Consider the following 24,578-nt stretch of genomic DNA (forward strand, 5'->3'; position numbering starts at 1 on the left):
CAACATAAAACCTGAAACACCGCAGGCCTCTACCGTTTTACGATCTGTGCCACCAGGTCGGCTTCTGTAGCTACCTTACCGCCTACGTATACGGTACCGCGCATTTCGCAGATACCCCGGCGGATGGGAGCCGTAAGTTCCATTTTCAGGATCATGGTATCACCCGGGCGCACCATCTGCTTGAATTTGCAGTTGTCTATTTTGAGGAAATAAGTATCGTACTGGCCTTCCCCGGCAAGATTGATGGCCAGGATGCCTCCGCATTGTGCCAGCGCTTCAATTTGTAATACGCCGGGCATTACCGGGTTCTGGGGAAAATGCCCCTGGAAGTACCATTCGTTAAAGGTTACATTCTTTACGCCTACAATCCGCTCATCGGTCAGCTCGATGATCTTATCCACCAGCAAAAAGGGGAAACGGTGCGGCAGTGTTTTTTCTATATACTGCAGGTCATACACCGGGGGGGTATTGGCATCGTAATGCGGTACGCCCTTCAGGTGCTTATTGGCCTTGATATGTTTTTTGATCAAACGGGCAAACTCCACGTTGGAACTGTGGCCCGGCCGGTTGGCGATCACCCTGCCCTTTACCGGGTAGCCGATCAGTGCCAGATCGCCCACGATATCCAGCAGCTTATGACGCGCTGGCTCATTGGGAAAGCGCAGTTCCAGGTTATTGAGATAACCTTCGCTTTTCACTTCAATGTCGTCCTTGTTGAATATTTTTTTCAGGCGGTTCAATTCCTCTTCGCCGATGGGCTTATCTACCACCACGATGGCGTTGTTTACATCACCACCTTTGATCAGGTTGTGCTGAAGCAGCATTTCCAGCTCGTGCAAAAAGCAGAACGTACGGGAAGTGGAGATCTTCTCCTTAAAATTGCGCATGGTCTTTAATTCTGCATGCTGGGTACCCAGTACCGGCGAATTAAAATCGATCAGGGTGGTGATCTGGTATTCGCGTGCCGGCATAATCACCATTTCCACGCGTTTATCCTCATCCGTAAGGTATAAATTTTCATCAATCGAATACCACAATTTGGTGGCGTCCTGCTCCTCGATCCCCGCATCTTCAATGATCTCAATAAAGGGCATGGCACTGCCATCCTTGATCGGGATTTCAGGACCGTTGATTTCGATGAGCACATTGTCTACCCCCATACCTACCAGTGCGGCCAGCAGATGCTCCACCGTACTAACTTTTGCGCCGTTCGATTCCAGGGTGGTACCCCGGCTGGTATCTGTTACAAGGTCACAGTCAGCCTTGATAATGGGTTTATTCGGCAAGTCAACCCTTTGAAACTGAATACCAAAGCCGGCGTTCGCAGGCTTCAGGGTAAGGTCTGCCAGCACGCCGGTATGCAAGCCGGTTCCGCTGATGCTAACAGATTGTTTCAGTGTATGTTGTTTGTCTGGGTTGAAATGATTATCCATGTATCTGATTTGTGGGCGCAAATATATTTATAAAATCAATGGGCCGCATGAATGAACGGTTGTAATCCCTTAAAAGGGCGTTGCCGGGGCGGCTATCCTTCTTTTCTTAACCGGCCCAGTTCTTCTTCCAGTTCTTTCATCCGTTTTTCAAGATCCGGAAGTTTCCGGTTCAGCGCCTGGCTCCTCAGTGCAGAGGTATAATCATAGGCAGGCGATCCGGTTACCGCCTTGCCGGGTTCAATGTTTTTGCTTACGCCGCTTTGTGCGTTTATTTTCGCTCCATCGCCAATATGCAGGTGCCCTACAATACCTACCTGGCCGCCGATCATAACCCCTTTCCCTACCTTGGTGCTGCCGCTGATACCTGCCTGCGCCGCTACTACGGTGCTGTTACCGATCTCCACATTATGTGCGATCTGTATCAGGTTATCCAGCTTGGCACCGGAGCGGATAATGGTAGAACCGATGGTGGCCCGGTCGATGGTCGCATTGGCCCCGATTTCCACATGATCCTCGATCACCACATTTCCGATCTGCGGTACTTTGGCAAACGTACCGTCTGCCTGGGGCGCAAACCCGAAGCCGTCACTGCCGATCACCGTTCCGGCATGTACGGTTACATGGTTACCGATCACAGAACTATGCAACACTTTTACCCCGGCATGAATAACGGTATGATCCCCGATGGAAACATTATTTCCGATGTATGCATTGGGATGAATCTTTGTATAGTCGCCTATTTTTACATTTTCACCGAGGTACGCGAAAGCGCCTATAAAGACATCGGCTCCATACCGGGCGGTTTTTGAAATATAAGATGGTTCCTGGATCCCCTTTAATTGCTGCTGCATGATTTCCTGGTATTTACCCAGCAGTGTGGCAAAAGCAGAATACGCATCTTTTACACGGATAAGGGTGGCCGTTACCGGTTTCTTTAATTCAAGTGCTTCATTTACAATTATCACACTGGCCCCGGTTTCATACAGGTACTCTTCATATTTGGGATTGGCCAGAAAACTCAGCTGGCCTTCTGTAGCTTCTTCTATTTTTCCAAAGTTTCCAACAGCAGCTTCGGCGTTGCCTTCAATACGGCCGTTGATCATTGCAGCAATCTGCGATGCAGTAAATGTCATATTGCAAATAAATAATTTTAATGACTCCTAAAGGAACAAATGTAATATTTTTTAACAGGGATGGTGGTTTTTACATTAATCAATGCATGGTCTACTTCCGAAATATCCTTTAACTGCCCGTCCTTATAAAGGATGGTAATGGTTTCGTTCTTGGGGTTGTACAGGCTATTGCTGGCCTCACCCCAAAAAACGAAGTAAGCCGCTTCTTTTTCGCTGATCCCCATTGCTGCGGCCATCTCACTACGGGTTTGCAACAGGTACGCTTCGTCGAAAGGATGGGCCTGCAACCGGATCTTCATGATCCGCCGCTCCACCAGGGCCTGGCAAAGGTACGACAGCACCCGGTCTTCATGCCGGCACCAGTTCTTGATCGTAGCCGCCATATCGTTGTCGTCCATACTGCAAAAATCCATTAATAACCGGCTGCGGTCTTCTGTTTTAGCAGCGCCATGCAATAAAAAATATTCCAGTGCATCCGTGGCCGCTGTTACGCGCACGCCCTGTGCAATCAGCTCTTTTGCCCGGCGGATGATCATAACCAGCATTTTTTCTGCGGCCACCACTGTTTTGTGCAGGTATACCTGCCAGTACATCAGCCGCCTGCTCAGCAGGAATTTTTCGATGGAATAAATCGCTTTTTCCTCCACCACCAGATTGTCCTGGTGTACGGCCAGCATTTTAAGAATGCGGTCATACCCGATAACGCCCTCGGCCACGCCGGTAAAAAAACTATCGCGGTTCAGGTAGTCCATCCGGTCTACATCCAGCTGACCGGATACGAGCTGGTGCAGGAACTTTTTGGGATGCTGATTGGTAAAAATAGCCAATGCCGTTTCTAACTGATTGTTAAATTGCTGGTTGAGCTCCTGCATAATGGCCAAAGAAAGCTTTTCGTGGTGCACGCCCGGTATCAGTTCATGCTCCAGGGCATGGGAAAAAGGGCCGTGCCCGATATCATGCAGTAATATGGCAATTTTTGCACCCAACTCCTCTTCTTCTGTAATGATTACGCCTTTTCCCTTCAGCTCCTGAAGTGCGGTACACATGAGGTGATAGGCGCCAAGGGAATGCAGCAGCCGGGTGTGCACGGCGCCGGGATACACCAGGTGGGCAAAAGCCATCTGGTGAATACTTCGTAAACGCTGATAATAAGGATGGGAAATGATGGCCAGTAGCAGCGGGTGATCAATCGTAATAAACCCATAAACCGGGTCGTTGATAATTTTGCGAACGTTTGCCATTTTTTAAGTTGCGCCAAAGTTAGGAAAAGGTTTCAGGTTTAGCGTTCTCAAATGGGGAATTGCGGCCGGGGAATTTGAGATTTAAGATTTCAGAAAGGTTATCTTTGTTGTTATTCATAAGCAGATATGATCAAGTACACACAAAATTCCCTGAATAAACTGGAGACGATCCCGGAACAATGCGGCTATGTGCTGCGCTACGAACGGGGTACCTTTCAAAGCGGGTACTGCATCCTGGACAACAAGAAAGTAGTGGTGCTCAATAAATTTTTGCAGACGGAAGGCCGGATCAATGCACTTCTTGAGATCATTCCGCAGCTGGATATTGATCCGGCATTACTGGATGAAAGCGCCAAAAAATTATATGCGGAAGTAGTGGAGAACGCGGCATCGGACGAGGAAGAAGCGGCTGAAGACTAAAGGCTGAACGCCTAACGCTTAATGCTTAATGCTTAACGCTTAACGCTGAAGGCTGAAGGCTATTTCTGAATTGTTAACCTTAAAATACGCAATTATGAGAAATTACAGGAATTATGATGTTTGGGAAAAAGCCCACAACCTTGTATTATTTGTATACCGTGAAATACTTATTTGTTTTCCGGCCACCGAACAACGCGCCTTGATGTCACAGATGAAACGGGCCGCATATTCTATTCCGCTGAATTTTGTAGAAGGTTGTGGCCGCAATACCGACAAAGACTTCGCGCATTTTCTGGATAACTCATTCGGATCGCTGCAGGAATTGGAGTATACAGGCTTATTGGCGCATGACCTGGAATATATCGGTAACGAAAAACATCAACGCCTTGGATTGATCATCAACGAAGTAAAAGCCAAATTAATTAACTTAATAAAAGCCATCCGCAAGCAATAAAGCACAAACGTTATGCATTAAGCGTTCAGCGCTTAGCATTCAGCACCTACCATGTCTTACCCACCCATCCATATCACCTTCCTTGGTACCGGAACCAGTTCCGGGGTGCCGATGATTGCCTGTGATTGTGTGGTTTGCAGATCAGCCGACCCAAAAGACCAACGGTTGCGCTCAAGCATTCTTGTGCAATCGCCCGAAACCACCCTGGTAGTGGATACCGGCCCCGACTTCCGTTGCCAGATGTTGCGCCAATCGGTAAAACAGCTGGATGCCGTGCTGCTGACCCACTCCCATAAAGATCATATTGCCGGTTTGGACGAAGTACGGGCTTACAACTTTTTTCAACAAAAACCGATGGAAGTGTTTGCCACCGAAGCCACCATCGACCGTGTGAAAATGGAATTCGATTACGCATTCAGCGAACACCGCATGGTTGGCGTTCCATCGATCAACCTGAACTATATTAACGAGCACATCCCTTTTACCACCGGCGATCTCCGGGTAGATCCCATCCCCGTATGGCATATGCGCATGCCGGTACTGGGCTTCCGCTTTGGCAGGTTTACCTATATCACCGACGCTAACCGCATCGATAAAGCCAGCAAAGATAAAATAAGCGGATCCGAAGTATTGGTGCTGAATGCCTTGCGCCATGAGCCGCATATCTCGCATTTTACATTAAAAGAAGCCATTGCGTTGGCAGATGAACTGGAAATTCCCCAGGTGTATTTTACCCATATCTCCCACCAGATGGGATTGCACCAGGATATTGAAGCCTCGCTGCCGCCGGGCCGGAACCTGGCATTCGATAACCTGAGCATTATCCTGTAAATTTCTCCTTTTACGTATCCCCGCAGGCCGGACGGCTTGAGCAGGCTATCCATGAATTCAAGGCCTGAGCAGCCATATTTATTCATTTTATAAAAAATTAATTCAATTTTATTAAAATAAATTTTAACTTTATTAAATGAAACTTCCAATTTATTGCCCCAGTTGCGAAAACCCGCTAAAGGTAAGCCAGCTCAAATGCGATGCCTGCAATACCCAGGTCAATGGCAATTATGAGTTGCCGCTTTACCTGAAACTGAGCCGGGATGAGCAGGATTTTATTATGGAATTTTTCCTTGCCAGCGGCAGTATTAAAGAAATGTCGAAGCAAGCCGGGATCAGCTACCCCACCATGCGCAATAAAATGGATGATATGATTGAGAAAATAAAAAAAATGACCTCCAATGACTAAAAACTGGAAAACGGTCTTTAACCCTTTTGAGCGTTATGCGGAAAAGGATCTGGCAATTGCCGGAGTCATCAGCCTGCTGCTTTCGGTATTACTGTTCTGGTGGGCCGGGCAAACCAACGATGGTGTATATCATGTATCGCCAAAAGCCGGGCTGTCCCTGACAGGCGCAGTATCTGAGGCGGTAGTATGCACCTTACTCCTATGCGGGCTCTTATCGGCCCTGGGTAAGACCATCAATCCCAGAACAAGGATCATCGATGTGTTGAATGCCACGTTGATCCACCGGATTCCTTTAACTTTCGGTATCCTGATTTTGCAGCTTCCGTTTATCAAATCCGTTATGGATCAGATCCTGCAGGCTGTTAAAAATAACCGCCTTGAAACATTATCCGGTTCCGCGTTGTGGATCTCAACCGCGGTAGGATTACTCATGATGGCCTTTCTTGTATACGCTATTGTATTACTGGTAAACGGATTCAGAACTGCCGTACATGCCCGGAAGGCCATCCATTACCTGGGCTTTGCTGCTGCGCTGATTGTAGCAGAGCTCATTTACCGCCTGCTGTTTTATCCCCAGCTGCTAAAACTTTAAACATGCTTTTATGAAGTACCTGCTCAGCTTTTTGATCTGTCTTGGTTCAGCGGCGCTATCCGCCCAATCCGTTGCGGGAAGCTGGCTGGGCAACCTGAACCTCACGAATGGAGTTACCTTACCATTGGTCATCCATATAGAGCAATCGGCCGACAGCCTCCGGTCCAAAATGGATAGTCCGGCCCAAAGTGTAAAGGGCCTTACGGTTACCCGCACCAGTTTTGCCAACGGTACGTTGCAGTTCGAACTCCAATCCTTGCATATACAGTATACCGGTAACCTGCAGGGCGACAGCATTGCCGGAACCTTTACACAGGCAGGACAGCAATTTCCACTGGTTTTAAAAAAGAACCCCAATGGGAACCAGCCCTTCTACAACCGCCCGCAGGAGCCCAAACCGCCATTTGCTTATCATAGCGAAGACCTGTACTTCAAAAACGAACAACAGGGCAACCGGCTGGCCGGAACCCTCACAACACCGGAAAACAAAAAAGATTACCCGGTTGTAGTACTTATCACCGGCAGTGGCCCACAGGACCGGAACGAAGAACTATTTGGCCACAAGCCGTTCCTGGTCATTGCCGACTATTTCGCACGGCATGGTATCGGCACCCTGCGATTGGACGACCGTGGAGTGGGCGGATCCGACAAAGGAAAGGACGGAGCCACTTCCGCCGACTTTGCAACCGATATCAGCAGCGCCGTTGATTATCTTGCAGCCAGAGGGTATCAGCGGATCGGGTTGGTGGGCCATAGCGAAGGCGGCATGATTGCCCCCATCACCGCTGCGGCAAATAAAAAAGTAACCTTTATTGTTTCGATGGCCGGCCCGGGCATTGCCATCGATTCATTAATGATCCGGCAGCTGAAAGCAACATCCAACACCCAAAACACTCCCGAAGCCGATCTTAACACCCATGTGCAGGTAGCCCGGAAAGCCTATGCGTTTGCAAAAGCATATACGGGCGATAGCCTGGGAACCGACCTGGCGGACACCTTACTGCAGCAGTTTCCGCAGGTTCCGGATATGGACAGGGCAATGGCGCAAACCATCAGCATGCCCTGGTTCACTTATTTTATACGGTTCAACCCGCAAGACTATATCCGGCAATTAAAGATCCCGGTTCTGGCCATCAACGGCAGTTTGGACGTGCAGGTTGATGCCGGCGAAAACCTGGCAGGATGGAAAGCCGGTCTTAAAAAAGCCGGTAATACATCCGTTGAAGTAAAAGCGCTGGACGGGTTGAATCATTTGTTTCAGCGGGCCACCACGGGTGCGGTTACCGAATATGTGCAGATTGAACAAACCATCGCACCGGAGGTGCTGGAGCTGATGACGAACTGGATCCTGAAAAATACCGGAATAAACCATTAAATTGTTACATCAAAAACAGGAACAATGGACTTCAGTGCCTCATACGATAAAACAACCAAAATAATCACCGCGCTTGTTGGGATACTGATGCTCGTTGTGCTGGCATCTATGTGGATTTCGCTGAAAGCAGCCGGCACCGGGCTTCCGCTCGTGTTTATGGCTGTTGTAAGTTTTATATCGGTGATCCTGCCCTATGGATTTTCTGTAACAAAGTACCAGCTGAATAATGAGGAACTCATCATCTTCCGTCCTTTTGGCAATAAAAAGATCCTGCTGACTTCAATAGCATCGGCTGCAATCATTGATCCAAAGCTGTTGCGCTGGTCCTGGCGCATCTTTGGCAGCGGAGGAATGTTTGGCTATTATGGTACGTTTGGCAATAAGCAGCTGGGCACTATGAAATGGTATTTGACCCGGAAGGACCGCATCGTTCTTATTACTACGGTTAACAATAAAAAGCTGTTATTAAGTCCGGATGATGTGGATGCTTTTATAAAAGCATATGAGCAGACTCGAAACCGGTACTGAGCGCCGTTTCAGTACCGGCTGTCATTTCCTTCCGCCACCTTTTCCAGTGCCGGTACATCCGTTAAAAAAAGTTCCTTACCCGCCGTACGGATCCATCCCTGTTCCGAAAACTCCTGTAACATTTTATACACTGTTTCATAGGTAGCACCGATATACGCCGACAGATCCTGGCGGCTGATTACCACCACCGGGCCGGCTGCTGTTGCGCCCCCGATCTTTCGCTGTATTTGCAGGATCGCTTTTGCCACCCGCCTCCTTACCGGAAAATGCACCAGTTCCTGCATGCGTTGCTCCGACAACTGTAGTTCATCTGCAAAAAACAGCATAAATGCATACAGCAGCTGCGGATTCACCATCAGGGTTTTCCTGAAAAAGGACATATCGGCAAAACACAATATACAGGGAGCAAGCGCCGTGGCACTTACCGGGTACACTGCAGCATGGGTGGAAAGGCCCCGGTGCCCGAGAATATCATCGGGGCCGGCAAAACGGATGATCAGCTCCTTACCCTGCTCCCAGGGCTTGTGCACTTTAAGCAATCCTTCTACAACAAAATAAATACCCTTTACCGGTGCCCCTGCCTCAAAAATGACGGCGCCCTTTTTATACTTTATGATGTGACAATGTGCATCCAGCGCAGGCCACCATTCCGGCATGCACATGCGGTATAAAAACTGTTCCCTAACCGCAGTGGTTCCGTTCTCTTTTTTCATTGAAAGTATTTCATGTAACTACGTTCACACATTATGAATGATACAGCCGTTTTAATGCTTGCAGCAATCAACCCTGATCGGGTTCCGGATGCGTTTTGCGGTCGCTGTGCCCCAGGTTTTTATCCGGGCATACCCGGTCCCGCACCAGTTGTTTCAGTTCTTTTATTTCCGGAAACCCGCCATACCGTTTCCGGTCGAACATACATTCCCCGTTCAAAACGATCTGGAAGCGCCCGCTAACGGCACTCGGCCGCAGGCTCACTCCTTTCAGTTCTTCTTCAAAGGTGGTGAGGAGTTCCTGTGCAATATATGCTGCACGCAGCAGCCATTTGCATTTTGGACAATACTCAATAATCACTTCGGGTTTCATGCAATAAAGTTAAATAAAATGTTTGCCCCGGCAACAGCCTTTGTTTTGCAACTCAGGAATATAGACGCTAACCCAGCAGGTTTGCCAGGCGGATAGCCGGCCCTAAAAAACTGTAACGGGCGTACCGGTTATATTACCGGCGGCCATCCGCTTTACCTGATCCCGGTTCAGCTGTACCACGGCTCCTATAATAATCACTGCCGGGTTACCCAATCCCTCATGCTGTGCACGAAAGGCGATATCCTTTACGCTGCCCGTAACCATTCTGGCGTCGGCCCTGGTACCGTTTTGAATAATGGCCGCAGCCGTTTCGCCCTTACCCGCCGCTATAAAAAGATCTGCTATCGCCTCCAGCCTGCTCATCGCCATCAGAATGACCACCGTAGCAGAAGATCGGGCTGCCAGGTAAAGATCGTTGGACAGTTCTCCGGTTTGTGTAGTACCGGTAACTACCCAAAAGCTCTCATTGATGCCGCGGCTGGTAAGCGGTATCATTGCTGATGCCGGTACTGCCAATGCACTGGAAATACCCGGCACCACCTCCACCTCCATTCCAGCTGCACGGGCGGCGTCGATCTCCTCCTGCGCCCGGCCAAACACAAACGGGTCTCCGCCCTTTAGCCGTAAAATCGTATTATATTGTTGTCCGTATGCAACAATAAGATGATTGATCTCCTGCTGACTCAACGCATGACACCCAAAACGCTTGCCGACAAATTGCCGAATGGCGGTATGTTGGGTATATACCAGCAGCTCCTCACTTGCCAATGCATCATATAATATTACATCGGCGTTCTCAAGCGACCGGATCGCTTTCAGGGTAATCAGCTCCGGGTCACCGGGTCCTGCTCCTACAAGAATTAGTTTTGCCATGCTTTTATATTAAAATAAATTCTATATAATATATTTTGACATAAAAATAATATTTTTTAAATTAATTCATTATTTAAAATATATTTTCAGTAAGTTTGAATTGTAATTATTGTTATAAATTATAAAATAATTAATATTTATATTTTTATAATATTAAATAATTGCTGCCATTCTTGCTAAAAAATAATATAATATGAAAATTATTGTTATCGGCAATGGTATGGTAGGCCAAAAATTCTGCGAGAAACTGGTCGCTCAAAAAATTGCAGGTCTCGAATTGACAGTATTCGGGGAGGAAACCCTTCCAGCCTACGACCGCGTACACCTGAGCGAATATTTTGCCGGCAAAACGGTACAGGATCTGTGTATGAAACCAATGAGCTGGTATGCGGAAAACGGCGTCGACCTGCGCCTTGGAGACCCCGTCACCCACGTAGAGCGTGCTCAAAAAACCGTTACTTCCTTTGAGGGAACACAGTTTGCCTACGATTACCTGGTATTTGCCACAGGCTCGGCCGCCTTCGTACCACAGATCTCGGGTGTTGACAAACATGGTGTATTCGTATACCGTACGATCGAGGACCTGAACCTGATCTGGCGGCATGCAAAGATTGCAAAGTCTGCTGTGGTCATCGGCGGCGGACTTTTAGGCCTGGAAGCAGCAAAGGCAATGCTGGACCTTGGCATTACTCAAACCCATGTGGTGGAATTTGCCCCCCGACTCATGCCACGCCAGATCGACGATGGCGGCTCCCATGTGCTCACAGAAAAACTAAAGGCACTGGGTATTACCACGCATATCCAAAAGAATACCGCCGTGATCCTGGGTAATGAAACGATCACCGGGCTGATGTTTACGGATGGCAGCATCCTGAGCACCGATATGCTGGTGATTTCGGCCGGCATCAAGCCCCGTGATGAGCTGGCAAAAAAGGCCGGGCTCCCCATCGGTCACCGAGGCGGTATTATTGTTAACGACCGGATGCAGACCAGCGACCCTTCTGTTTTTGCTATTGGAGAATGTGCGGTACATGAAGGTGCCGTTTACGGACTGGTAGCCCCGGGCTATGAGATGGCTGAAGTGGTGGTACATCAACTCAGCGGGGGCGCCAAACAATTCAGCGGGTTTGATATGAGCACCAAACTGAAACTGATCGGCATCGACGTGGCCAGTTTTGGAGATCCCTTTATTACCGATGAAGAAACCCGCTCCATTGTGTACCACGATAACCATAAAGGCATTTATAAACGCATCAATGTTTCCAGCGACGGTTCCAAACTGTTAGGCGGCATCCTGGTGGGTGATGCGGAGGCTTATAATAAATTACAGCAGATCTGTGTTAACCAATTAACTATCCCGCATGCTCCGTCGGACCTGATCGTAACACCGGGCAATGCTTCAAACGATGCCGGCAATTTTGAACTTCCTGCCGGCGCATTGATCTGCAGCTGCGAGGGTGTAAAAAAGCAGGCCATCGAAGACGCGGTTGTTCAAAACGGCTGCGAATCGTTTGATGCGGTAAAAAAATGTACCGGTGCCGGCTCCGGCTGCGGCGGATGCACACCTATGGTAAAAGACATCATCAATGCCACCCTGAAAAAACAGGGCAAGGTAGTACGCAATGTTATTTGCGAGCACTTTGCATACTCGCGTCAGGAACTTTTTGATATTATAAAAATCAAAAACCTCCACACTTTTGATGCCGTGCTGGATGCCCTGGGCACCGGTGATGGCTGCGAGATATGCCGGCCGGCCATAAGCTCCATACTGGCCAGTCTTTGGAATGACCTGGTCATCAAAAAAGAAAGTGCCACCTCACAGGATACCAACGACCGTTTTCTGGCCAATATTCAAAAGGGCGGCACTTACTCTGTGGTACCGCGTATTCCCGGTGGAGAGATCACCCCGGATAAACTGATTGTAATTGGTACCGTAGCAAAGAAATACAACCTGTACACCAAAATAACGGGTGGACAACGGATTGATCTTTTTGGAGCCCATTTAAATGACCTGCCCCTGATCTGGGAAGAGTTGATCGCTGCAGGCTTTGAAAGCGGCCACGCATATGGAAAAGCTTTGCGCACCGTGAAAAGCTGCGTGGGCTCTACCTGGTGCCGTTTTGGACTGCACGACAGTGTAAGCTTTGCAGTACGCGTTGAAAACCGCTATAAAGGATTGCGGGCACCACACAAGATCAAATCCGCTGTTTCCGGATGTATCCGTGAATGTGCAGAAGCCCAGTCCAAAGACTTTGGCATCATTGCCACGGAAAAAGGCTGGAATCTTTATGTGTGCGGCAACGGCGGCTCCAAACCCCAGCACGCATTATTACTGGCCGCCGATATCGATTCTGAAACCTGCATCCGGTATATCGACCGGTTCCTGATGTTCTACATCAAAACAGCCGACCCGCTTACGCGCACGGCAACCTGGCTCAACAAAATGGAAGGTGGCATCGACTACCTGAGAAATGTGGTCGTGCATGACAGCCTGGGCATGGCTGCCGAGCTGGAAGCACAGATGCAAACGCTCGTAGATCATTATGAGTGCGAATGGAAGAAGGCGGTGGAAACGCCGGAGCTGCGGAAACGCTTCACGCATTTTATCAATGCACCTGAAGTCAGGGACCCTACCATCGTATTTGAACCGCTGCGCGCGCAAAAAAAAGCCGCAGAGTGGTAATTGCTTTTCAAACATTTTTTTATGGATAAAAACAACTGGATCTATGCCTGTAAGGCTACAGACATGCCGCACAACGGAGGTGTGTGCGTGCAGTACGGAACCGAGCAGATCGCTCTTTACTATTTTACCCACCGCAATGAATGGTATGCCACCCAAAATCTTTGTCCCCATAAAAAGCAGATGGCATTAAGCCGGGGCATGCTGGGCTCGCTGCAAGGAGAACCCAAAGTTGCCTGCCCGTTTCACAAAAAAACCTTTTCGCTTAAAAACGGGCAGTGTTTGAATGATGAAACCTGCAGCTCCATCAAAACCTATCCCGTTAAAGTACAGGAAGGAAATATTTTTATCAATATCGAAACCCTTCTTACGCCTCATTCATCAACCCCCATCGAATATGAACCACAATAAAAACAAACTATGCACACTGGCAGCCATCCTGCTGCTGACAAAAACCACTACAGCCCAAACAACGGGCACCAAAACCAGCGCTTCCCTTTGGGATGGCATGGCCGTTGCCGGCTATGTTGACAAGGGCGCTTTTATAAACTTCGGAGGGCCGGCCGTTAAATGGACACACAAGCCCTTCTGCATCAGCCTGGGCATGCTGCCATCGCTGCGCATTAAAGAAGACAAAGCCCCTACTTCGAAAAATGCAACCATAACCCCCTCCCTGGGTTGCGGTCTCAGCGCCTCCTACAAACATCTGGCCCTGCAGGTACCCCTGTATTATAATGCCAAAACAGCAGCAACCGATGGTAAATGGAATGTTGGCCTTGGCGTGGGCTACAAATTTTAATACCCTTATTTATAAACAGCACTTATAACTGAACTAAAACTTCAATCATGGATTACAAAAAACCCGCAGAAGTCATTGCCCTGATGATCCAGTCCGGAACCGATAAAGGCCGGCTAAACACCACCGATCTTTTTATAAGGGGTTCCCTCTCCGGTATGTTGCTGGGTATGGGCACCACGCTTGCCGTTACCGGCAGCGTACAAACCGGCATTCCCCTTGTTGGCGCCCTGCTGTTTCCCATTTGTTTTGTGGTCGTTGTGTTAATGGGGCTGGAACTCGTTACAGGAAGCTTTGCCCTGCTGCCGGCAGCGTATTTTCATAAAACCTTGCCGATGCCGGTACTGCTGCGCAACCTGGCGATCGTTTACGGCGCCAATTTGTTTGGAGCGCTGGTATATGCATTCCTGTTCTGGGCTTCGGTGACCAGCTTTGGACAAACCTATGCTTCTCCTTTGATACCCGCTATAATAAAGATTGCAGCAGCAAAAACCACCGGCTACGGGCAACTAGGGGGCGCGGGCATCGCTACGGCATTTACCAAAGGTATTTTATGCAACTGGATGGTAACGATGGGCGTGGTACTGGCCCTTACCTCCTCCTCTGTCATCGGTAAAATCCTGGCCGCCTGGATTCCCGTATTTATGTTCTTTGCACAGGGCTTTGAACATGCCGTGGTAAATATGTTTGTAATACCGGAGGGGATGCTGCTGGGCGCTCCGGTGAATATTGCAGACTGGTGGTTGTATAACCAGATACCGGTAACACTGGGTAATATTGCTGGCGCTTTGTTGTTTACAGCCATTGCATTGTATATTACCTATGGCCGAAAAAAACAACCGGCAGCATTGACTGTTGCGGATACCAAGGCTTCGGAAACGGTAGGCGCGGAGCCGCATTTGGCTTAGTCGTTACAGATGATAAAGCAACCCGCAGCAAGGCAGAACGGGATGCATATAATACGTTTATATGGCCCCTCCCGCCCTGTTGTCCGGGAGCATATGCAAGGAAATTTTTTACCGCTCAAAATACGCTGCAACCATTGTCCTGGCTTCGTCCTGCGTAAGTACGGCAAAATCTTTATAGCGATCGTGTACGTCTATGATCTCCTCCAGTGCACCCGCTACCACTTCCGGGTTCTTCCAGGTTTTCAGGTGGGCCAGCACAATGGCCAGGCATCCCTTTTTATAAGCGATCTGTCCCAGCACATGCACCAGCGTATTGCGCACCCGGGCCGTTTTATCAAACTCCAGTTCCTTTAACATCGGCAAAATATCCAGGGGATGCTTCCGTCCGCGCAGCTCAATACCATGACAGATCTCACGGCGGATCTCTTTATCTTCGTGATGCAGGTATTGTTTTGCCCATTGCAATACCGGCTCCGGGTTTACCTCACCCATTTTTTTTACGGAACCGATCACTGCGTTCCTTACCGCATGGTGCGCATCAAATAATCCGTTATCAAAAAAAGATTGCACCACTTCAAAATCATTTTTCCCGATCTCGCCTGCAGCGTTCACCACCGTTTGCCGTACATAGAAGCTGTTGTGCGGTAACAATTGTTCCAGTGTTTTCAAAACAGCCGCCTGCAGTTCCGGCTTTGCGATGTAAAGACGGCCAACAGCGAGGTAGGCCGTTTTACGGATATAGGTGTCGGGATCGTTAAAGTACCGCAGGCAGTTTTTATACCTGCCGCCTGTAACGGCTTTTTCCAGGTAACCGTTAATTTTTGCAACCAGCGTAATCCGGTCTGCTTTTGAAAGATCGTAAAAGGCCATATGTACCCGATTATGCCAACTTTAAGTATATCATTACAGCCGGCCACAAACGCATTTCTGCGTTCATTTCCGATAGCCGCCTGCAGATACCCCTCATGCCTGTACCCGTACTGTTACTTTAAGTATTGCGCTAAGAATCCAAGCATCGTTTTATAAAACCCGATGCGGTTCTCTTCCCGCTGAAATCCATGTCCTTCATTGTATTTCACCATATACGGCACATTAAAACCCTTTGCACGCAGGGCTTTTACAATCTGGTCCGACTCATGAATATTCACCCTCGGATCATTTGCCCCCTGCACAACCAGTAAGGGCTTTTTAATTTTGTCCAGCTGATAAAACGGAGAAACTGCTTTAGCGATCGTTGCCTCCTCCGGATTATCCAGGTCATACCAGATCTGTTTTACCATTTCCTTATACGGCTTCCAGTATTCCGGAAAGGAAGCAAAAAAGGTTTCTATATTCGATACGCCTACATAATCTACCCCGCAGGTATAGAGGTCTGGGGTTTTCACCAATCCCATCAACGTTGCATAACCGCCATGACTTCCCCCGTAAATAGCTTTTTTATCAGCATCTGCCCATCCCTTTGCAATTACATATTGTACTCCGTCTTCGATATCGTCCATCAGTTTGCGACCGATCTGTTTAAAACCGGCTCTTAAAAAATCCTTACCATAGCCACCGCTGATCCTGAAATTGACCTGCAACGTGGCATAACCCCGGCTGGCAAACAATTGTGTTTCCGGGTTAAAGCCCCAGCTGTCCCGCACGCCCTGCGGACCACCATGGGGGTTCACCACCAACGGAACTTTTTTACCTTGAAGGGCCGCCTCCGGCAGTGTGATATATCCATGGATCGTTTTTCCATCCCGGCTTTTAAACGATATGGGCTGCATTACGGCCATATCCGCCTCTTTTAGCTGCGGCATTAAATCATATAAAAAAGTGGTTTTGCCGGAAGCCACATCGTATATATAGTATTTACCTACCAGCCGGTCGCTGGTTACATACACCAGGTATTTGCTTTCATCATCCGTTTTACCGGTGATCACAAACTGGTAGGCCTTGAATTCCTTTTTCAGGTTGGCGCTCATTTTTTTAAACAGTTCGCTTACGGGAATCACTTCCTCTTTTTCGCCTTCATAGGAATAATAGTCGATCTCATAATTGCGTTTGCGGGAAAGCCCCAGGCTGCCGGCATCATAATCTTTGTTTGCAAACAGTTCTTTAACCTTTGCCTTCTTTTTAAAATCGTATAAGATGATCCGCGCTTTGTCTGAATCAAGATTGGTTAAAACATAGGCCTCATCAGCATTTGCCGGATTATAACTAAAAGAGAGAATATTAAAGTTATCATCCCAGTTATTTGTAAAGTACAATTCATAGTCTTTAGCACCGGACGGCTTATAAAAGTACTGCGATTTTATACCCTGGAACATTTTTGTAAATCCCCGGAGATGACCATCCTTATCAAAATCATAACCGGCAATGGGATTGCTCACGTCTTTGTTTTCATAGAGCTTCTCCAGCTGGCCGGTAACAACGTTTACCTTGTAGGGTTCAAAGATCTGCTTATTATCTTTATTCATGGAAATGATCATGTAGTTCTTCTGATCTTTCAGGATCCGCTCAATGCTTGCCTGCACGCCCTCAAAGGGAGTCAGGTCCAATGCATTACTCCCATCCACATTGGCGGCATAAATATGATAATTTTCATTGCCGCCTTTGTCCATCGCATACACCAGCCGCTCATCATTGATCCAGCCGTATCCTTTTATCAACTCTTCTTTTTCTTCAATGGCCCGGTTTACCTTACCCGTTGTAATTTCCTTTACATATACATGCCGTTTCCCGGCATCATCCTTCTCCATATAAGAAAGGTATTTTCCTCCGGGTGAAAGTTGGAACTGGGATGATTTTGGCCGGGCGAAATAGTCTTCCACTTTGTATTTGTATTGGCCCTTGTCCTGCGCCATAATTTCCTGTAATGCGGCTTCCGAGGACGGCAGCGTGGTATCACCGGGTTTTGTAATCACCGTTTTTGTAAGGACCAATGGAATGGTCATCCCCGCCTGTTTAAAATCACCGGCAATGGTATTGCCATTCAGTACACCACTATAGCTGATGCCGGCCGCTTTCATAGCAAGGCTCAGCTTGTTATCTGCAAAACCCGTACTGTCAACCGGAATACCACTGGCACCCTGGTCCGGACTATCCATCGTGGTTACCAGCTTATCGTTTTCATTTTTTATATGGAAGACCAGGGCCATTTTTGCTCCCTGAACGTCCAGGGCTCCTTTCCAGGAACCGGTAATGGATTGTGCATTCATCATATTTACAGTAAATAGTACAGCCGTTAAGGCAAACAGGATTTTTCTCATAAATCGCTTTTTTGCAAAGTACGCAAATTGTAACATAAAAAAGACAACACATCCAGTGAACCGGATGTGTTGTCTTTTTTATGATTCCTCCCTCAGGAGGAACTTATTTTATGGCCTGGCTTACCAGGGCCCCAATCGCATCAATATGGATCCGCTCCTGCTCCATGCTATCCCGGTGACGGATGGTAACGGTATTGTCTTCCTTGGTCTGATGATCTACGGTTACGCAGAACGGCACACCCAGTGCATCCATGCGGCGGTACCGTTTACCAATGGTATCTTTTTCTTCATAGAAACATTTGAAATCGGTCCGGTATTTCGCCATGATATCTGCGGCGATTTCCGGCAGCCCGTCTTTTTTGGTCAACGGGAATACCGCCAGTTTGATCGGCGCCAGTTTGGCCGGCAACTTTAATACCACCCGGCTATCCGGCTTCTCGGCGGTGCTGAGGTCTTCCTCTGTATAAGCAGCGCAGATCATGGAAAGGAACATCCGGTCTAAACCGATAGACGTTTCAATTACATATGGAATATAATTCCCGACCGGCTTACCGGTTTCGGGATCGATATCATTATCAAAATACTGCATTTTCTTTTTGCTGTATTCCTGGTGGTTTCTCAGGTCAAAATCGGTACGGCTGTGAATACCTTCCAGCTCCTTAAAGCCCATGGGGAAATTGTATTCGATATCGCAGGCCGCATCGGCATAGTGCGCCAGCTTCACATGATCATGAAAGCGGTATTCTGTTTCCGGAACACCCAGTTCCAGGTGCCATTTTAAACGCGCCGTCTTCCAGTACTCATACCATTCTTTCTGGGTGCCGGGCTTAATAAAAAACTGCATTTCCATCTGCTCAAATTCCCGCATGCGGAAAATAAACTGACGGGCAACGATCTCGTTCCGGAATGCCTTACCGATCTGTGCGATACCAAAAGGAATCTTCATCCTTCCGGTCTTCTGCACGTTCAAAAAGTTAACAAAAATCCCCTGGGCCGTTTCCGGACGCAGGTATACTTTATTGTTCTCGTCTTCTGAAGACACGGTAGATCCGAATTCGGTAGAAAACATCAGGTTAAACTGCCGGATATCCGTCCAGTTGGCTGTGCCGCTGACCGCACATTTGATCTTGTTGTCGTCAATGATCTTTTTCAGGGCTACCAGGTCACCCGCCGCATCCGCCTTCTCCATCTCGCTGATAATGGCCGCCGCTTCGGCTTCCTTTCCATCAGCCTTTAACTGGTCTGTATGCGCTTCGATCAGGTGATCGACCCGGTAACGCTTTTTACTATCCTTGTTGTCGATCATTGGGTCATTAAACCCATCCACGTGCCCGCTGGCCTTCCAGGTGGTAGGGTGCATGAAGATCGCAGCATCAATACCCACGATATTATCCTGCAGCTGCGTCATGGACTTCCACCAGTAATCCTTGATATTCTTTTTTAACTCAGCGCCCCATTGACCATAGTCATACACAGCCTGTAATCCGTCATAGATCTCACTGCTGGGGAAAATAAACCCGTATTCCTTACAATGCGATATAATCGCCTGAAATTTATTGCTATCCGTTGCCATAGGCCGCAAAAATAAGTTTTAACCCTGATATGTTTGAAAGATTACGGATAGAAATCAACTACCAGGCGTTAGCTATTGAAGCAGGGAAGCGGGATTTGAGATTCGAGATCTGAGATCTGAGATTTGAGAATTGAGAAGCGGGGATGGAACAATCAGATTTGAAGTTCGGGAGGGTCAGCATGGCATATAAAGACGGTTCGTCTGGAATCTGGAATCTCAAATCTCAATTCCCGATTCTGATTGCCGAAGGCTGAAGGCTGATGGCTGACCGCTGAAAGCAGACCGCTAATAATCCTACCTTTGTACCTTAAACGGTTTGTAACATGGGCATCTGGGACCAGATTTCACAATATTTATTTTTAAAGAAGAAGGATCCGAATACTCCAAAAAGTAAATGGGTGGGCTATATGCACGGGATTAACCGGCTGAGTATCTTATTGTTTTTGATCGCGATCATCTTTATCATTATCCGGCTGCTGACGCGCTGAAGGCCGTGATAATAGCGGCGGCTTTCCGGGAGGCATCGCCCTCCGATGCCAGGATCCGGTGCAATTCCGCATAATCCTTTTTCAACGCTGCTTTCCGCTGTTCATCAAATAACAGGGCCTTTAGTTCAGCAATGATATTGGTGGTATTCATTTCCCCCTGGATCAATTCTTTAACCACGGGTTTATCCATGATCAGGTTCACCAGCGAAATGTATTTAATACTGATCACCCGCTTTGCGATCTGATAACTGATTTCCGAGCCCTTGTAACAAACCACTTCCGGTACTCCAAACAGGGCCGTTTCCAGCGTGGCCGTTCCGGATGTAACCAACGCCGCAGTGGCTTGCAGCAATACATCATAGGTGCGGTTGTTCACGATGCTTACATTAGGATATTGTACCGTAAACTGCTGATAAAAGCTGTCCTCCACCGCCGGGGCCTGCGCCACCACAAATTGATAATCGGGGAATGTCCGGCTTACTTCCAGCATGACCGGCAGTTTTTTTTCAATTTCCTGTTTACGGCTGCCCGGCAGCAATGCAATAACCGGTTTGGTAACCGGCGCACCGGCTGCATCCTGAATTACCAGGTTGGAACCGGCTTTCTTCTTCCGGTCAATCTCTTCAATAAGCGGATGCCCAACATAATCTACCGCCCAGTTCCATTTGTTTTGGTAATACGCTTTTTCAAAAGGCAGGATCACCAGCATTTTATCAATGCAGCGTTTCATCATCTTCACCCTTCCCTCCTTCCACGCCCACACCTGTGGTGAAATATAATATACCACCTTCATACCTTGTTCCCGTGCCCATTTGGCGATGCGCAGGTTAAAACCGGGATAATCCACCAATACCAATACATCCGGTTTAAAAGCCAGAATATCTTCCTTGCAAAAGCGCAGGTTGTTCATAATGGTCTTCAGGTTCATGACCACTTCTACAAAACCCATAAAGGCCAGCTCGCGGTAATGCTTTATCAGCTCCATACCTGCAGCCTGCATTTTATCGCCGCCCCAGCCACGGATCTGGCTCTCCGGCTGCAATTGTTTGATGGCTGCCACCAGGTTGCCCCCATGCAGATCACCTGAAGCTTCCCCCGCAATGATATAATATTTGCGCATATAACTACTTTAATTTGGCTATCGATGCTGAACGCTTCATGCGCAACGCTTAACGCTTAATACGGATGCAATGTTAGACAACAGCCATTAGCAATGAACCATTTCCACATTTCCATGCTCAAATTTTCAAATTGATTCTCCCCAGTCTTTTTCCAGTTTCTGTTTCAGTCCATAATCGGTAAGATCAAACTCCACAGGAACCACGCTTACATAATTATTGGCCAGTGCCCATACATCGGTATCTTTTGACTTATCAAAATTTACAAATTCACCGGTGAGCCAGTAATACTTCCGTCCGTGCGGATCTTTCCGCTCAATAAATTTTTCCTGGTATTTGGCATAAGCCTGTTTACAGATCTTATAACCGTTCAGTTGCTCGGGCGGTGCCTTGGGAATATTTACATTCAGCAGGAAATGCTGGGGCAGTTTTTTTTTCAGCATCTTTTCAACAATCAGCCGTGCATACTGCCGGGAAGCAGCAAAATCCGGTTCCGCACCATAATCCAGCAGGGAAAATCCTACGGCAGGAATGCTTTCAATAGCGGCTTCCATAGCAGCCGACATGGTTCCGGAGTAAATAACATTGATGCTGTGATTGGCGCCGTGATTGATGCCGCTTACACAAATATCGGGTTTGCGGTGCAGGATCTTGTCTACTGCCAGCTTTACGCAATCTACAGGCGTGCCGGAACAGGAAAAGGCGCGTACACCCTCAAACAGCTCTACTTCATACAAACGCAGCGGATGCCCGATGGTGATGGCATGTCCCATCCCCGACTGTGGTTTATCCGGTGCCACCACCACAATTTTACCAAGCCCCCTTACCGCTTCCACCAGGTTGCGGATACCGGCCGCAGCAACCCCGTCATCATTGGTCACCAGGATGATGGGCTCTTCTTTTTTTGCCTTTTGCTTTTTGTTCGTCATAGATTGCAAAAATAGCTGATTCCGCCTAACCATCCGGTAAAGCTGCCAATGGCCGGCAATAGCTTACCACACCTTCCACCGGAAGCCCAGGTTGCCTGTGAACTTCTGATCCAGGTAAGGATTTTCAAACATCCAGCCCCGGGTCTTATACGACAATGATCCCATCAGGCCGAAACGCCTGGTGAGCGCATAATATGGCTGCACGCTCAAGCCCATGCCCAAAACGCTCTGCCGTGAAAAAAAGAGCTGGTCTTTGGGTTGCAGCCATGCCGCCAGGTGTACATCCGTATGAAATCGTTTGGATGCTCTTTTTTGCAGTCCATATGCACGCATTTCCAGCGCAGGCAGCGTTAGCGCATCATTCCTGTTCACCCCAAGGCTTACCAGGAACTGGCGGTTATACAGATCCAGGAAAAAGTCGCCCCCGGCATAATAACCAAAAGACGTGGGCACACTGCGCAAGGCAAAATTAAACAACACCCCCGGGCGCAGTTGTATACGGTTGATACCGATCATAAACGGGCTTACCAGGTTGAGGTATTGCATACGGCCGGTTTCCTTCAGAAAGTGCTTCATTCCGGGGCTGAGCTGCGATGCACTTACAGGCCGCCGGATCCCCACTCCATCCGGCCAGCTACCGCGTGTCTCATACGGCTCCTCCGGCGTAAATAAATCATATACCCAGGCAGAGAAGTCATACCCGGTAAAATCCCGGGCCAGGATATCGTTTTTATCCTGCGCCAGGATGCTGTCCGTAATGCGGTTAAACCGGCCCGAAAGCGGCAGCTTTACATAATTGATGGCATGAAAGGTTCCCAACAAGGATAACCCCACAAATGGATACCCGCTTTTCCGGAAAAAATTATCCTGCTGCATACGCCGGAAGTAGGCGTACTCGCCTTCCACACCTGCAGCCGCCAGCCGCACCTGGTCTGCAGGAAAACGCTTCTTCAGGTATACCAGGTCGGCGTCTTTTACCCGGGTAACGGCAATATCGAGTCCTTTGCCAAAATCCCAAACAGCATCATAGCTGTACACATGTCTTGCCGTCATTACGGCCCGGTGAAACTCTTCATGCTGAAAGGCATAACCATAGGGTAATTTAATGGCCAGGTAATCGGTTCCCAGCGCAGTCGCATTTGCCAGCAGCCGGTTCAGCACATAGCCTGCGGTAGTCCGGGGCTTTTTCAACCGCTTCCATAGTGCATTATGTGCATAGTAAAGACTTCCATGCAGGTTATGCGCCATATCAGTAGCCTGGGTCATTCCGGGATTACGGTAAAAAGCACCATAGCCCTTGCCGTTAAAACGCCCGGGAAAAACGGCGCTTCCATCCTGCCTGCGGATCGTTTCCGTTTTGGCAGCATCCGTCATAAAAGGAAGATCGATCAGGTGCAGCTCCAGCTCCAGTGAGGGCGGAAGCGTGTCTTTCAATATCCGTTGCCCAAAAGCCGCTTGAATAGCGGTACAAAAAAGCAACATAAGCGTCAGTCGGTTCATCGTTCATCTGTTTAGTAAAAGTTTCACCGGATGCAGTGCGTTAACAACAGGGCAGCTCCCGGCGCCGTACGCATCATAGCTACGGGCATTTCATCCGGGCGCAAGTACATATATATACAGGTGCCCCTGCTGCAAAATCGACCAACGCCTGTAAACGGCGACCAAGCCGGAATTCAGACCCACCGAACGATAATACGCAACTTTTAAAGGAGCCTCAGCCAGTGCTTCTTTCATCAGCTACCCAACCGAACGGGACCGACCGCCGGTATTACCAAAAAATAAATTTGGAGGTATAAAACGGGTTCATTTACTTTGTATTTCAAAGTACTTTTCAAAATGAACGATCCAAAAGATGACCTGCAGCATATCCGCCAGATGATGGAGCGCTCTTCCCGTTTTATTTCACTGAACGGTTTATCAGGTGTTGCCGCAGGCACCATTGCACTGATCGGTGCCGCCATCGCCTACTGGCTGTTTCAGCAACATAATATCGATTATTTTTCCGGTAACCGGTATACATACAACTATGCGCTGGAGTGGAAACTCATTCTGCTGGCAGCTGTGGTGCTGATTCTTGCCGTTGGATCCGGCATTCTTTTTACCATTCAGAAAAGCAAACGGAACGGGCTAAAAATATGGACCAGTACCACCCGGCTGTTACTGAGTCATCTCCTCACACCGCTGATTGCAGGCGGCCTGTTTTGCATGGCCCTGTTTTACCACGGACTGTTTGGACTTATCGCTCCGGCCACCCTCCTTTTTTATGGGCTGGCGTTGATCAATGCTGCAAAATATACGTTTTCCGATATCCAGTACCTGGGATATTGTGAAACCTTCCTGGGAATCATTGCAGCATTTATTCCGGGTTATGGACTCGTTTTTTGGGCGCTGGGGTTTGGTATATTGCACATCATTTATGGATTACTGATGTACAAAAAGTATAAGTAAGGATATTTGCAG

At 48.3% G+C, this 24,578-nt stretch carries 25 protein-coding genes; 13 read left to right on the forward strand and 12 right to left on the reverse strand.

What is annotated here, in order from left to right:
- Nucleotides 1-29: 29 nt before the first annotated feature.
- From LQ567_RS25320 to LQ567_RS25330, 3 genes are all read right to left on the reverse strand, one after another.
- On the reverse strand, nt 30-1,433 hold the full coding sequence (locus LQ567_RS25320; RefSeq protein WP_231008718.1) for a bifunctional UDP-3-O-[3-hydroxymyristoyl] N-acetylglucosamine deacetylase/3-hydroxyacyl-ACP dehydratase: 1,404 nt from the start codon (nt 1,431-1,433) through the stop codon (nt 30-32).
- Nucleotides 1,434-1,525: 92 nt separating this feature from the next.
- Complete coding sequence (lpxD, locus tag LQ567_RS25325; protein ID WP_231008719.1) at nt 1,526-2,566, reverse strand: UDP-3-O-(3-hydroxymyristoyl)glucosamine N-acyltransferase; 1,041 nt, start codon at nt 2,564-2,566, stop codon at nt 1,526-1,528.
- Between the two features lie 17 nt (nt 2,567-2,583).
- On the reverse strand, nt 2,584-3,807 hold the full coding sequence (locus LQ567_RS25330) for an HD domain-containing protein (RefSeq protein ID WP_231008720.1): 1,224 nt from the start codon (nt 3,805-3,807) through the stop codon (nt 2,584-2,586).
- Between the two features lie 126 nt (nt 3,808-3,933).
- On the opposite strand from LQ567_RS25330, the gene LQ567_RS25335 reads away from it, so the two are divergent.
- From LQ567_RS25335 to LQ567_RS25365, 7 genes are all read left to right on the forward strand, one after another.
- On the forward strand, nt 3,934-4,227 hold the full coding sequence (locus LQ567_RS25335) for a hypothetical protein (protein ID WP_231008721.1): 294 nt from the start codon (nt 3,934-3,936) through the stop codon (nt 4,225-4,227).
- A gap of 94 nt (nt 4,228-4,321) precedes the next feature.
- Nucleotides 4,322-4,681, forward strand: coding sequence for a four helix bundle protein (locus LQ567_RS25340; RefSeq protein WP_231008722.1), 360 nt, complete (start codon nt 4,322-4,324; stop codon nt 4,679-4,681).
- 51 nt (nt 4,682-4,732) lie between these two features.
- Nucleotides 4,733-5,512, forward strand: coding sequence for an MBL fold metallo-hydrolase (locus LQ567_RS25345; RefSeq protein ID WP_231008723.1), 780 nt, complete (start codon nt 4,733-4,735; stop codon nt 5,510-5,512).
- A gap of 136 nt (nt 5,513-5,648) precedes the next feature.
- Nucleotides 5,649-5,921, forward strand: a complete 273-nt coding sequence (locus LQ567_RS25350; protein ID WP_231008724.1) for a DUF2089 family protein — start codon at nt 5,649-5,651, stop codon at nt 5,919-5,921.
- The gene (locus tag LQ567_RS25355) at nt 5,914-6,513 is read left to right on the forward strand and encodes a YIP1 family protein (RefSeq protein WP_231008725.1); all 600 of its coding nucleotides are present in this window, start codon (nt 5,914-5,916) and stop codon (nt 6,511-6,513) included. Before LQ567_RS25350 ends, LQ567_RS25355 begins: the two co-directional genes overlap by 8 nt.
- Nucleotides 6,514-6,523: 10 nt before the next feature.
- Nucleotides 6,524-7,888 carry an alpha/beta hydrolase family protein gene (locus LQ567_RS25360; RefSeq protein WP_231008726.1) on the forward strand — a complete coding sequence of 455 codons (1,365 nt, stop codon included), beginning with the start codon at nt 6,524-6,526 and terminating at the stop codon, nt 7,886-7,888.
- 24 nt (nt 7,889-7,912) lie between these two features.
- Complete coding sequence (locus LQ567_RS25365) at nt 7,913-8,416, forward strand: PH domain-containing protein (RefSeq protein WP_231008727.1); 504 nt, start codon at nt 7,913-7,915, stop codon at nt 8,414-8,416.
- A gap of 8 nt (nt 8,417-8,424) precedes the next feature.
- Here the strand turns inward: LQ567_RS25365 and LQ567_RS25370 are convergent, their stop codons facing one another.
- The 3 genes from LQ567_RS25370 to cobA all read right to left on the reverse strand — a co-directional run bounded on the left by LQ567_RS25370 (nt 8,425) and on the right by cobA (nt 10,372).
- A complete protein-coding gene (locus LQ567_RS25370; RefSeq protein ID WP_231008728.1) occupies nt 8,425-9,129 on the reverse strand; it encodes a Crp/Fnr family transcriptional regulator in 705 nt (234 codons plus the stop codon).
- A gap of 67 nt (nt 9,130-9,196) precedes the next feature.
- Nucleotides 9,197-9,499 carry a SelT/SelW/SelH family protein gene (locus LQ567_RS25375; RefSeq protein WP_231008729.1) on the reverse strand — a complete coding sequence of 101 codons (303 nt, stop codon included), beginning with the start codon at nt 9,497-9,499 and terminating at the stop codon, nt 9,197-9,199.
- Nucleotides 9,500-9,601: 102 nt separating this feature from the next.
- Entirely contained in the window at nt 9,602-10,372 is a 771-nt protein-coding gene (gene cobA / locus LQ567_RS25380) for a uroporphyrinogen-III C-methyltransferase (RefSeq protein ID WP_231008730.1), read from the reverse strand.
- A 193-nt stretch (nt 10,373-10,565) separates the two neighbouring features.
- Between cobA and nirB the strand changes: the two genes are divergently transcribed.
- Genes nirB through LQ567_RS25400 form a run of 4 tightly spaced genes read left to right on the forward strand, consistent with a single transcriptional unit; the run spans nt 10,566 to nt 14,756 of the window.
- On the forward strand, nt 10,566-13,055 hold the full coding sequence (gene nirB / locus LQ567_RS25385) for a nitrite reductase large subunit NirB (RefSeq protein WP_231008731.1): 2,490 nt from the start codon (nt 10,566-10,568) through the stop codon (nt 13,053-13,055).
- 21 nt (nt 13,056-13,076) lie between these two features.
- A complete protein-coding gene (nirD, locus tag LQ567_RS25390; RefSeq protein WP_231008732.1) occupies nt 13,077-13,463 on the forward strand; it encodes a nitrite reductase small subunit NirD in 387 nt (128 codons plus the stop codon).
- Complete coding sequence (locus LQ567_RS25395; RefSeq protein ID WP_231008733.1) at nt 13,450-13,851, forward strand: hypothetical protein; 402 nt, start codon at nt 13,450-13,452, stop codon at nt 13,849-13,851. Before nirD ends, LQ567_RS25395 begins: the two co-directional genes overlap by 14 nt.
- A 47-nt stretch (nt 13,852-13,898) precedes the next feature.
- On the forward strand, nt 13,899-14,756 hold the full coding sequence (locus LQ567_RS25400; protein ID WP_231008734.1) for a formate/nitrite transporter family protein: 858 nt from the start codon (nt 13,899-13,901) through the stop codon (nt 14,754-14,756).
- A gap of 108 nt (nt 14,757-14,864) precedes the next feature.
- On the opposite strand, the gene LQ567_RS25405 is transcribed toward LQ567_RS25400, so the two are convergent.
- From LQ567_RS25405 to LQ567_RS25415, 3 genes are all read right to left on the reverse strand, one after another.
- Nucleotides 14,865-15,626, reverse strand: coding sequence for a HEAT repeat domain-containing protein (locus LQ567_RS25405; RefSeq protein ID WP_231008735.1), 762 nt, complete (start codon nt 15,624-15,626; stop codon nt 14,865-14,867).
- 113 nt (nt 15,627-15,739) lie between these two features.
- The gene (locus tag LQ567_RS25410; protein ID WP_231008736.1) at nt 15,740-18,010 is read right to left on the reverse strand and encodes an alpha/beta hydrolase family protein; all 2,271 of its coding nucleotides are present in this window, start codon (nt 18,008-18,010) and stop codon (nt 15,740-15,742) included.
- A 103-nt stretch (nt 18,011-18,113) separates the two neighbouring features.
- Nucleotides 18,114-19,583: a glycine--tRNA ligase gene (locus LQ567_RS25415; protein ID WP_231008737.1), complete on the reverse strand. Its 1,470-nt coding sequence runs from the start codon at nt 19,581-19,583 to the stop codon at nt 18,114-18,116.
- Nucleotides 19,584-19,906: 323 nt separating this feature from the next.
- Between LQ567_RS25415 and LQ567_RS26235 the strand changes: the two genes are divergently transcribed.
- Nucleotides 19,907-20,071, forward strand: a complete 165-nt coding sequence (locus tag LQ567_RS26235) for a DUF6728 family protein (protein ID WP_317206851.1) — start codon at nt 19,907-19,909, stop codon at nt 20,069-20,071.
- On the opposite strand, the gene lpxB is transcribed toward LQ567_RS26235, so the two are convergent.
- The 3 genes from lpxB to LQ567_RS25430 form a co-directional block, all read right to left on the reverse strand.
- Nucleotides 20,049-21,191: a lipid-A-disaccharide synthase gene (gene lpxB, locus LQ567_RS25420; RefSeq protein WP_231008738.1), complete on the reverse strand. Its 1,143-nt coding sequence runs from the start codon at nt 21,189-21,191 to the stop codon at nt 20,049-20,051. The genes LQ567_RS26235 and lpxB overlap by 23 nt on opposite strands.
- 126 nt (nt 21,192-21,317) lie before the next feature.
- Nucleotides 21,318-22,118 (reverse strand): 5'/3'-nucleotidase SurE, encoded by an 801-nt coding sequence (gene surE / locus LQ567_RS25425; RefSeq protein WP_231008739.1) that lies wholly within the window; start codon nt 22,116-22,118, stop codon nt 21,318-21,320.
- Nucleotides 22,119-22,181: 63 nt separating this feature from the next.
- Nucleotides 22,182-23,618, reverse strand: a complete 1,437-nt coding sequence (locus tag LQ567_RS25430; RefSeq protein WP_231008740.1) for a hypothetical protein — start codon at nt 23,616-23,618, stop codon at nt 22,182-22,184.
- Between the two features lie 336 nt (nt 23,619-23,954).
- On the opposite strand from LQ567_RS25430, the gene LQ567_RS25435 reads away from it, so the two are divergent.
- Nucleotides 23,955-24,566, forward strand: a complete 612-nt coding sequence (locus LQ567_RS25435; protein WP_231008741.1) for a hypothetical protein — start codon at nt 23,955-23,957, stop codon at nt 24,564-24,566.
- Nucleotides 24,567-24,578 lie beyond the last annotated feature (12 nt).

It is taken from the genome of Niabella pedocola (assembly GCF_021044425.1).
In the GTDB taxonomy this organism is placed as follows: domain Bacteria; phylum Bacteroidota; class Bacteroidia; order Chitinophagales; family Chitinophagaceae; genus Niabella; species Niabella pedocola.

What these genes read in the sequence shown, in the direction of transcription:
- LQ567_RS25320 (WP_231008718.1), bottom strand. Translation starts at nt 1,433, where the DNA reads ATGGATAATCATTTCAACCCAGACAAACAACATACACTGAAACAATCT.
- lpxD (WP_231008719.1), bottom strand. Translation starts at nt 2,566, where the DNA reads ATGACATTTACTGCATCGCAGATTGCTGCAATGATCAACGGCCGTATT.
- LQ567_RS25330 (WP_231008720.1), bottom strand. Translation starts at nt 3,807, where the DNA reads ATGGCAAACGTTCGCAAAATTATCAACGACCCGGTTTATGGGTTTATT.
- LQ567_RS25335 (WP_231008721.1), top strand. Translation starts at nt 3,934, where the DNA reads ATGATCAAGTACACACAAAATTCCCTGAATAAACTGGAGACGATCCCG.
- LQ567_RS25340 (WP_231008722.1), top strand. Translation starts at nt 4,322, where the DNA reads ATGAGAAATTACAGGAATTATGATGTTTGGGAAAAAGCCCACAACCTT.
- LQ567_RS25345 (WP_231008723.1), top strand. Translation starts at nt 4,733, where the DNA reads ATGTCTTACCCACCCATCCATATCACCTTCCTTGGTACCGGAACCAGT.
- LQ567_RS25350 (WP_231008724.1), top strand. Translation starts at nt 5,649, where the DNA reads ATGAAACTTCCAATTTATTGCCCCAGTTGCGAAAACCCGCTAAAGGTA.
- LQ567_RS25355 (WP_231008725.1), top strand. Translation starts at nt 5,914, where the DNA reads ATGACTAAAAACTGGAAAACGGTCTTTAACCCTTTTGAGCGTTATGCG.
- LQ567_RS25360 (WP_231008726.1), top strand. Translation starts at nt 6,524, where the DNA reads ATGAAGTACCTGCTCAGCTTTTTGATCTGTCTTGGTTCAGCGGCGCTA.
- LQ567_RS25365 (WP_231008727.1), top strand. Translation starts at nt 7,913, where the DNA reads ATGGACTTCAGTGCCTCATACGATAAAACAACCAAAATAATCACCGCG.
- LQ567_RS25370 (WP_231008728.1), bottom strand. Translation starts at nt 9,129, where the DNA reads ATGAAAAAAGAGAACGGAACCACTGCGGTTAGGGAACAGTTTTTATAC.
- LQ567_RS25375 (WP_231008729.1), bottom strand. Translation starts at nt 9,499, where the DNA reads ATGAAACCCGAAGTGATTATTGAGTATTGTCCAAAATGCAAATGGCTG.
- cobA (WP_231008730.1), bottom strand. Translation starts at nt 10,372, where the DNA reads ATGGCAAAACTAATTCTTGTAGGAGCAGGACCCGGTGACCCGGAGCTG.
- nirB (WP_231008731.1), top strand. Translation starts at nt 10,566, where the DNA reads ATGAAAATTATTGTTATCGGCAATGGTATGGTAGGCCAAAAATTCTGC.
- nirD (WP_231008732.1), top strand. Translation starts at nt 13,077, where the DNA reads ATGGATAAAAACAACTGGATCTATGCCTGTAAGGCTACAGACATGCCG.
- LQ567_RS25395 (WP_231008733.1), top strand. Translation starts at nt 13,450, where the DNA reads ATGAACCACAATAAAAACAAACTATGCACACTGGCAGCCATCCTGCTG.
- LQ567_RS25400 (WP_231008734.1), top strand. Translation starts at nt 13,899, where the DNA reads ATGGATTACAAAAAACCCGCAGAAGTCATTGCCCTGATGATCCAGTCC.
- LQ567_RS25405 (WP_231008735.1), bottom strand. Translation starts at nt 15,626, where the DNA reads ATGGCCTTTTACGATCTTTCAAAAGCAGACCGGATTACGCTGGTTGCA.
- LQ567_RS25410 (WP_231008736.1), bottom strand. Translation starts at nt 18,010, where the DNA reads ATGAGAAAAATCCTGTTTGCCTTAACGGCTGTACTATTTACTGTAAAT.
- LQ567_RS25415 (WP_231008737.1), bottom strand. Translation starts at nt 19,583, where the DNA reads ATGGCAACGGATAGCAATAAATTTCAGGCGATTATATCGCATTGTAAG.
- LQ567_RS26235 (WP_317206851.1), top strand. Translation starts at nt 19,907, where the DNA reads ATGGGCATCTGGGACCAGATTTCACAATATTTATTTTTAAAGAAGAAG.
- lpxB (WP_231008738.1), bottom strand. Translation starts at nt 21,191, where the DNA reads ATGCGCAAATATTATATCATTGCGGGGGAAGCTTCAGGTGATCTGCAT.
- surE (WP_231008739.1), bottom strand. Translation starts at nt 22,118, where the DNA reads ATGACGAACAAAAAGCAAAAGGCAAAAAAAGAAGAGCCCATCATCCTG.
- LQ567_RS25430 (WP_231008740.1), bottom strand. Translation starts at nt 23,618, where the DNA reads ATGAACCGACTGACGCTTATGTTGCTTTTTTGTACCGCTATTCAAGCG.
- LQ567_RS25435 (WP_231008741.1), top strand. Translation starts at nt 23,955, where the DNA reads ATGAACGATCCAAAAGATGACCTGCAGCATATCCGCCAGATGATGGAG.